This window comes from Pseudomonas corni (genome assembly GCF_057128765.1).
In genome coordinates this window covers 1-6,863 of record NZ_JBSKHW010000028.1, presented here as the reverse complement: position 1 = coordinate 6,863, position 6,863 = coordinate 1, and the positions used below count along the sequence as shown (strand labels likewise).

Annotated in this window: 7 protein-coding genes; 3 read left to right on the top strand and 4 right to left on the bottom strand. The window is 60.3% G+C overall.

Annotated features, from left to right (window positions below; all coding sequences use genetic code 11):
• Positions 1-174 precede the first annotated feature (174 nt).
• Together msrA and msrB are read right to left on the bottom strand one after the other, a co-directional pair.
• Entirely contained in the window at positions 175-906 is a 732-nt protein-coding gene (gene msrA / locus ACWKV9_RS27455) for a peptide-methionine (S)-S-oxide reductase MsrA (RefSeq protein WP_483839255.1), read from the bottom strand.
• A gap of 49 nt (positions 907-955) precedes the next feature.
• Complete coding sequence (gene msrB, locus ACWKV9_RS27450; RefSeq protein ID WP_483839254.1) at positions 956-1,474, bottom strand: peptide-methionine (R)-S-oxide reductase MsrB; 519 nt, start codon at positions 1,472-1,474, stop codon at positions 956-958.
• A gap of 180 nt (positions 1,475-1,654) precedes the next feature.
• Between msrB and ACWKV9_RS27445 the strand changes: the two genes are divergently transcribed.
• Both ACWKV9_RS27445 and ACWKV9_RS27440 read left to right on the top strand, forming a co-directional pair.
• The gene (locus ACWKV9_RS27445) at positions 1,655-2,371 is read left to right on the top strand and encodes a response regulator transcription factor (RefSeq protein WP_483839253.1); all 717 of its coding nucleotides are present in this window, start codon (positions 1,655-1,657) and stop codon (positions 2,369-2,371) included.
• Entirely contained in the window at positions 2,368-3,867 is a 1,500-nt protein-coding gene (locus ACWKV9_RS27440; RefSeq protein WP_483839252.1) for a sensor histidine kinase, read from the top strand. Before ACWKV9_RS27445 ends, ACWKV9_RS27440 begins: the two co-directional genes overlap by 4 nt.
• A gap of 119 nt (positions 3,868-3,986) precedes the next feature.
• Here ACWKV9_RS27440 and ACWKV9_RS27435 read toward each other — a convergent pair whose 3' ends face one another.
• The gene (locus tag ACWKV9_RS27435) at positions 3,987-4,631 is read right to left on the bottom strand and encodes a response regulator (RefSeq protein WP_483839251.1); all 645 of its coding nucleotides are present in this window, start codon (positions 4,629-4,631) and stop codon (positions 3,987-3,989) included.
• Between the two features lie 36 nt (positions 4,632-4,667).
• Positions 4,668-6,026, bottom strand: a complete 1,359-nt coding sequence (locus ACWKV9_RS27430; RefSeq protein WP_483839250.1) for a cache domain-containing protein — start codon at positions 6,024-6,026, stop codon at positions 4,668-4,670.
• A 436-nt stretch (positions 6,027-6,462) separates the two neighbouring features.
• On the opposite strand from ACWKV9_RS27430, the gene ACWKV9_RS27425 reads away from it, so the two are divergent.
• On the top strand, positions 6,463-6,863 hold a 401-nt coding region (locus ACWKV9_RS27425; protein ID WP_483839249.1), incomplete at its 3' end, for a carbon starvation CstA family protein.

Here is a 6,863-nt window from a genome sequence, read left to right as displayed (position 1 = left end):
GCGGTGCGGTGTGTCAGGTACGCCGCCTCGCGAACAAGTTCGCTCCTACAGAATGTGGCGTTTGCATGAAGCGATGACCTGTAGGAGCCAACTTGTTGGCGAGCAAAGCGGTGCGGTGTGTCAGGTACGCCACCTCGCGAACAAGTTCGCTCCTGCAGAAAGTGGTATTCGCGTTTACAACCCCTCTTTCACCAGCACCGGCTTGTCGCTGTAGCGGTCGGCAAATAATTGCTTGAGCTGGCCGACTTTGGGCAGGTCATTGATCACGATGTACGGATAGGTCGGGTGAGTGGTCAGAAAGTTCTGGTGGTAGCCCTCGGCCGGGAAGAACTGCTGGCCGGTCTCGATTTTGGTCACGATGGGCGCGCTGAATGAATGGGCCGCGTCCAGTTGCGCGATGTAGGCATTTGCGACTGCCTGTTGCGCCGCGCTTTCCGGGAAGATCGCCGAGCGATATTGCGTGCCGTGGTCCGGCCCCTGTCGGTTCAGTTCGGTGGGGTTGTGCGCCACTGAGAAGAATATCTGCAACAGCGTGCCGTAACTGACCTGCTGCGGATCGAAGGTGATCTTCACCGCTTCCGCATGACCGGTGTCGCCATCGCTGACTCGCTCGTATTGCGCCGTATCAGCCTGGCCCCCGGCATAACCGGAGACGACGTTTTTGACGCCGTTGACGTGTTGGAATACCCCCTGCACGCCCCAGAAACAGCCACCGGCCAGCACCGCCGTTTCGGTGGTCGCGGTGCTGACCACTTCATCCTTTTGCGGCGGCGCGAGCGCTATGGAATCCTCACTGCCGGCAAACGAACAAGCGGCGGTTTGCAGCAAAAGCGCACCGGCCAACATGCGCAAACCGCCACGACGCCAGGCTGGCAATGCGGCTTTTAAAGCGTTCAGGTTTTTCATGCAGCGCTCCAGAATTCAATCAGAAGTAATGTTGAGTAGCGTCGCCTCTTCAAGCCGCCAGCTTTTCAAACGTCATCGCCAGCCCGTTCATGCAATAACGCAGCCCCGTGGGTTTGGGGCCATCGGTAAACACGTGACCTAAGTGACCACCGCAGCGCCGACAGTGAACTTCCTTGCGCGTCACGCCAAATGAGGTATCCGTGCGTATTGCCGTGGCGTTCTCCAGCGGTGCCCAGAAACTCGGCCAACCGGTATGGCTGTCGAACTTCGTGCGGGAGGCAAACAGTGGCAGCGCGCATCCGGCGCAGGCGAACGTGCCGTCGCGGTGTTCTTCATTCAGCGGGCTGCTGTAAGGCCGTTCGGTGTCTTCGTGGCGCAGCACTTGATACTGGTCATCACTGAGCAGCCCACGCCACTGGGCATCGGTGTGCTGTACTTCAAAAGTGCCGATGGGTGAATCCATTGGCGCCAGAGCTTCCCCATCGGCGAATTTTGGCAGCACGCCCAGCGCGATCACTGCGACCCCGGCGCTGGCGCTCAACGTCAAAAACTGTCGTCTTGAAAACATGAAAGAGGTCCTCGAAGTCGCTGCGCAGCAGGTGGCAATCAGGCGATAGAGCAAGACTGGGCCCATGCTGCTCCCGAAATCCTCACGCAGAGTTAAACAATTCGTGATAACTCGATGCTGGCAAACGCTGCACAATGGCGACATCGCGCAACCCCGGCGCCCTAGCAGGTTCAGCACTCGATGGAACAGCCCAAACGCGTTCTGGTGGTCGAAGACGACAGTCATATCGCCGATCTCATTTGTCTGCATTTACGAGACGAGCACTTTGAAGTGGTACACAGCGCCGACGGCGAAAAAGGCTTGCGGCTTCTGGAGCAGGGCGGCTGGGATGCGCTGATTCTCGACCTGATGCTGCCCGGCGTCGACGGCCTGGAAATCTGCCGTCGGGCCCGCGCCATGACCCGCTATACCCCGATCATCATCACCAGCGCACGTTCCAGCGAGATGCATCGCATTCTTGGCCTGGAGCTGGGCGCTGACGATTACCTGGCCAAGCCTTTTTCAATGATGGAACTGGTGGCGCGGGTCAAAGCCTTGCTGCGCCGGGTCGATGCGATGGCGCGCAACCTGAAGATGGATTCGGGAAGCCTGTCCAGCGCCGGATTGTTCATCGATCCGCTGACTCGCGAAGCCTCGCTGGAGGGCCGTCAGCTGGACCTCACGCCCCGGGAATTCGATCTGCTGTACTTCTTCGCCCGTCAGCCGGGCAAGGTGTTTTCCCGCCTGGATCTACTCAATTCGGTGTGGGGCTACAACCACGAAGGTTACGAGCACACGGTCAATACCCATATCAATCGCCTGCGGGCCAAGATCGAAGCCGATCCTGCGCAGCCGCTGCGGATTCTGACGGTCTGGGGCCGTGGCTATAAGTTTGTCGAGCCGGGAGAGCAGGCGTGAGAATGTCCCTGACGCAACGGCTTTCGCTGGTATTCGCGGTGTTGCTGCTGGTGTGCAGCGGCACCTCGGTGTGGTTGCAAGTGCGCTCCAGCAAAATGCACGAGCTGGAAGTGGTGCAGGGCTTGTCGCGGGATCTGGCGCAGCACATTGCTCACGACACCCAACTGATGGACGCCAACGGGCTCAAACCCGAGGCCGTCCGGCAGCTGTTCGGACAGTTGATGCTGGTCAACCCTAGCGTCGAGGTCTATCTGCTGGACGTGAACGGCAAGGTCATTGGCGACGCGGCGCCCAAGGACCGGATGCTGCGTCAGCAGATCGATTTGCGGCCGATACAGCGCTTTATGGCGGGTGATGCGCTGCCGATTCTGGGCGACGACCCGCGCAGTACCGAAGGCCGCAAAGTATTCAGTGCCGCGCCCTTGATGGTGGCCGGGCGGCCAGCGGGGTTTCTCTACGTAGTACTGCTGGGCGAGGCCCATGATCAGTTTGCCGAGCGCGGCGCCACCAGTGAGGCTTTGAAGACCGCGCTGTGGTCCATGGGACTGGTGGGGTTGTTGTGTCTGGTGGCAGGGCTTGCCGCGTTTGGGCTGATAACCCGGCCATTGCGGCGACTGACCGATGCCGTTGGCCGGTTTGATATCAACGCTGCGCCGGTGGCCTTGGCGGTGCCTGAAACATCGGTGGCATCGGACCGTGGCGCCGAAGACGAAATCAGCGTGCTGGACGCGACGTTCCGGCAGATGCAGACACGACTGAGCGAGCAGTGGCGCACCCTGACCCGACAAAGCCAGGACCGCCGCGAACTGGTGGCCAACATTTCCCACGACCTGCGCACGCCGCTGGCCTCGTTGCACGGCTATCTGGAAGTGCTGTCGGTCAAGGACGCAAGCCTAAGCCCCGAAGAGCGACGCCGTTACCTTGGCGTCGCGCTGGACCAGAGCCGGAAAGTGGGCGGTCTGGCGCAATCGCTGCTGGAACTGGTGCGTCTGGAGCACGGTTTTGTGGTGCCGGTGATCGAGCGCTTTTCGTTGACCGATCTGGTGCAGGATATTTTCCAGAAGTTCGAACTGAGCGCCGAGGCCAAGACCATAACCCTGACGCCTGATTTCGCGACGAAGGTTCCCGGTGTACACGCGGACCTGGGCCTGATTGAGAGGGTGCTGACCAACCTGCTGGACAATGCGCTGCGCCATACGCCACGGGGCGGCGAAGTGAAGATCACCCTGGCGCCACAAGGTCAGTTCGTTGATGTGACGGTCAGTGACAGCGGTGCGGGGATTGCGCCAGAGCTGCGCGATGGTTTGTTTCTGCGCCCGTTCAACATCGGCGGCGCGCGACGTGATGGCGGGCTGGGGCTGCGCATCGTGCATCAGATTTTGCAATTGCACGGGCATCGGGTGGATCTGCTGGACGTGGCGGGGCAGGGTGCGACGTTCCGGTTTGCGTTGCCGGTGGATCAGCAGACGGCGGAGCGGATGGTGCCGGTGACTTGATGGGGTCGCTGCGGTTGTAGGAGCGCGCTTGCCCGCGATGGCGTCGAGTCAGCCAATAAATTTTTCTCTGATAAACCGTATTCGCGGGCAAGCGCGCTCCTACAGGTTTTGCACATGTATTACGGCAACAACAACCCATGCTCCATCGCGTATTTCACCAGCCCCGCCGGTTTATCCACTTTCAGCTTGCGCCGGATGCTCAGGCGATGGGTCTCCACCGTTCGCACGCTGATGGCCAGGTCGCGGGCGATGGTTTTGTTGTCCAGCCCTTTTGCCAGACCAACCAACACCTGCACTTCCCGTGGCGTCAGCTCGTTTTCTTCGGTTTTTTTCGATGACAGCTTCGACACCAGTTTCAACGTCACTTCGGCGCTGTAAAAAGTCCCACCGGTGGCGATTGCCTCAATGGCGGCGACGATCTCCCGTGACGGTGCGTTCTTGAGCACATAGCCGCTGGCGCCGACGCGGATCGAAGTGGCGACGTATTCCTGATTGTCGTACATGCTCAGGATCAAAATCTTGATCGCCGGGCAGCGGCTGCGCACCAACTGGGTCAGCTCCAGGCCGTTCATGTCCTGCAAGCCGATGTCCACCAGCAGGATGTCGGGCTTGACCTCTTCGCACAGCTTCAATCCCTGAGCGGCGTTTTCCGCTTCGCCCACCACTTCAAATTGCGGCCGGGCCGAGAGCAGGGCGCGCACGCCGTCGCGTACGAGAGAATGATCGTCAACCAGGGCGATGCGGATCGGGGGGGACTGGCTCATGTTCGCAACATCATTCCTGGCTGGAAAAAGAAGGGTTCAGGCGATGGCCCGGATCGGCATGGTCACGGTCAGTTCGCTGCGACCGGGTACCGAGAATAACGCCAGTTGGCCGTGGAAGTGTTCAACGCGCTCGCGGATATTACGCAAACCGATGCCGCCCTGTATCTCCTGCAATCGGTCGACATCGACTTTAAAGCCCACACCGTCATCGCGCACCGACAACTGCACCTGGCGCTGATTACCGTCCAGGTTGATGTAGACGTTTTTGGCATGGGCGTGGCGCTCGATGTTGGTCAGGGCTTCCTGCAGGATACGAAACAGCGCAACAGGCGCGCCTTCCTGGAGCTTGAGATTGCCCAGGTTGTGCTGGTAATGAATCGCCAGGCCGCTTTGCTGTTCGAACTCGGCGACCAGTTGAGTGACGGCGGCAGCCAGGCCCAGGGTGTCGAGCAGGGAAGGGCGCAGGTCATGGGAAATGGTGCGGATTTCGCCGATGGCGTCGCCCAGTCGGTCGGTGCCCTGGCGCAGGGCCTCCATCCCGTGCTCGTTGCCCGCTTCCAGTTGCAGGCTGGCAAGCTCGAACTGGAACTTGATCGACACCAGCACCTGACTGATGCCGTCGTGCAGTTCCCGGGACAGCCGCGAGCGCTCTTCTTCCTGCAAATTGATGATGCGTTGGTTGAGCAGCTGCAACTTGCGGTCGGCCAGACGGTGCTCGCTGGCATTGAGCGTTACCCCGCAGATGAACACCAGCAGCACTGCCACGAGTGCCACTGCGCCGATGTCGAACATGGTCGCGTAAATGCCCTGAGCGACTTCCTTGCGCGCCTGCTGGGTTGCGCGTTCGACGTCCTCCAGATAGATGCCGGTGCCGAGCATCCAGCCCCAGCGGTCGAGCATCACCACCCGCGCCAGCTTGCCGGTGATCTGTCCGGTGGAGGGCTTTTCCCAGGCGTAATGCTGAAAGCCGTCGCCACTTTCGGCGCTTTTGAGCAGCGCGCGGATCACCAGCAGGCCCTGGGGGTCGGTCATGTTCCACAGGTCCTTGCCCACCAAAGCCGCCTGGCGCGGGTGCATCAGGTTGCGGCCGTTGCGATCGTAGACGAAGAAATAACCGTCGATGCCAAAGCTCAGTTTCGACAGTTCTTCGAGCACTTGCTGCTTGGTCTGCTCGTCGTCGCGGCCGCTCTCATAGATCGGGGTGAGGGCGCTCATGGCCATTTCGACGTAGTTCTTCAGCTCCGCACGTTTGCTCGCCAGGATGCTGTCTTCGATCAACTGCGCCTGCTGCTCGCCCAGACGCTGGTTCTGCACGATGACCAGCGCGCAGATCACCGACACCGCAAGGATCAACGGCAAAATGCCCAGAGCCACGATCTTGTGTTTGAGTTGCATGGAGAGAGGTCCCGCGCGCGCTTGTTGTTTGGGGCGGTATTAGACACGTAACGCCGGATTTCAGCGAGGTTTCCCATGGGCCATGAAACTTGTAGGAGCGCGCTTGCCCGCGAATGCTATCTCCCATTCAACATCTTCATCGCCTGACACCCCGCCATCGCGGGCAAGCGCGCTCCTACAAGGGTTCGTCGCACTCTGCGTCTGTAGGAGCGAACTTGTTCGCGAGGCGTCCTGAATGACACACCGTGCAACCCGTCTCGCCAACAAGTTGGCTCCTACAGATCACTGACGATCTCGGTAGTACTACGCAGTCACTACCGTAGTAATACCAATTTCTCTTGCTGACAGCAGCGCGGATAGTGGCGACGCTCCGTTACCGCGGACCAAACAATAACAATTACGCCACAAGCCAACAGGCTTGGGCAGGAGACCCACAATGACCCGACTGACCAAACACCTGGGTTGGTTCGCCGTCGCTGCCCTCGGGGCATGCGCCTTGGGTGTCGTCGCGCTGCGCCGCGGCGAAGCCATCAACGCCCTTTGGATTGTCGTCGCCGCCGTCGCGATTTACCTGGTTGCGTACCGCTACTACAGCCTGTTCATCGCCACCCATGTCATGCAACTTGATCCGACCCGGGCCACGCCCGCGGTACTCAACAATGACGGTCTGGATTACGTCCCGACCAACAAACACATTCTATTCGGTCACCACTTTGCCGCCATTGCTGGCGCAGGCCCCTTGGTCGGCCCGGTGCTCGCCGCGCAAATGGGTTACTTGCCCGGCACGCTCTGGCTGATCGCAGGCGTGGTGCTGGCAGGCGCGGTGCAGGATTTCAT

Coding starts and splice junctions, on each gene's coding strand:
- ACWKV9_RS27435 (WP_483839251.1), bottom strand. CDS start 4,631: ATGAGCCAGTCCCCCCCGATCCGCATCGCCCTGGTTGACGATCATTCT.
- ACWKV9_RS27430 (WP_483839250.1), bottom strand. CDS start 6,026: ATGCAACTCAAACACAAGATCGTGGCTCTGGGCATTTTGCCGTTGATC.
- ACWKV9_RS27445 (WP_483839253.1), top strand. CDS start 1,655: ATGGAACAGCCCAAACGCGTTCTGGTGGTCGAAGACGACAGTCATATC.
- msrB (WP_483839254.1), bottom strand. CDS start 1,474: ATGTTTTCAAGACGACAGTTTTTGACGTTGAGCGCCAGCGCCGGGGTC.
- msrA (WP_483839255.1), bottom strand. CDS start 906: ATGAAAAACCTGAACGCTTTAAAAGCCGCATTGCCAGCCTGGCGTCGT.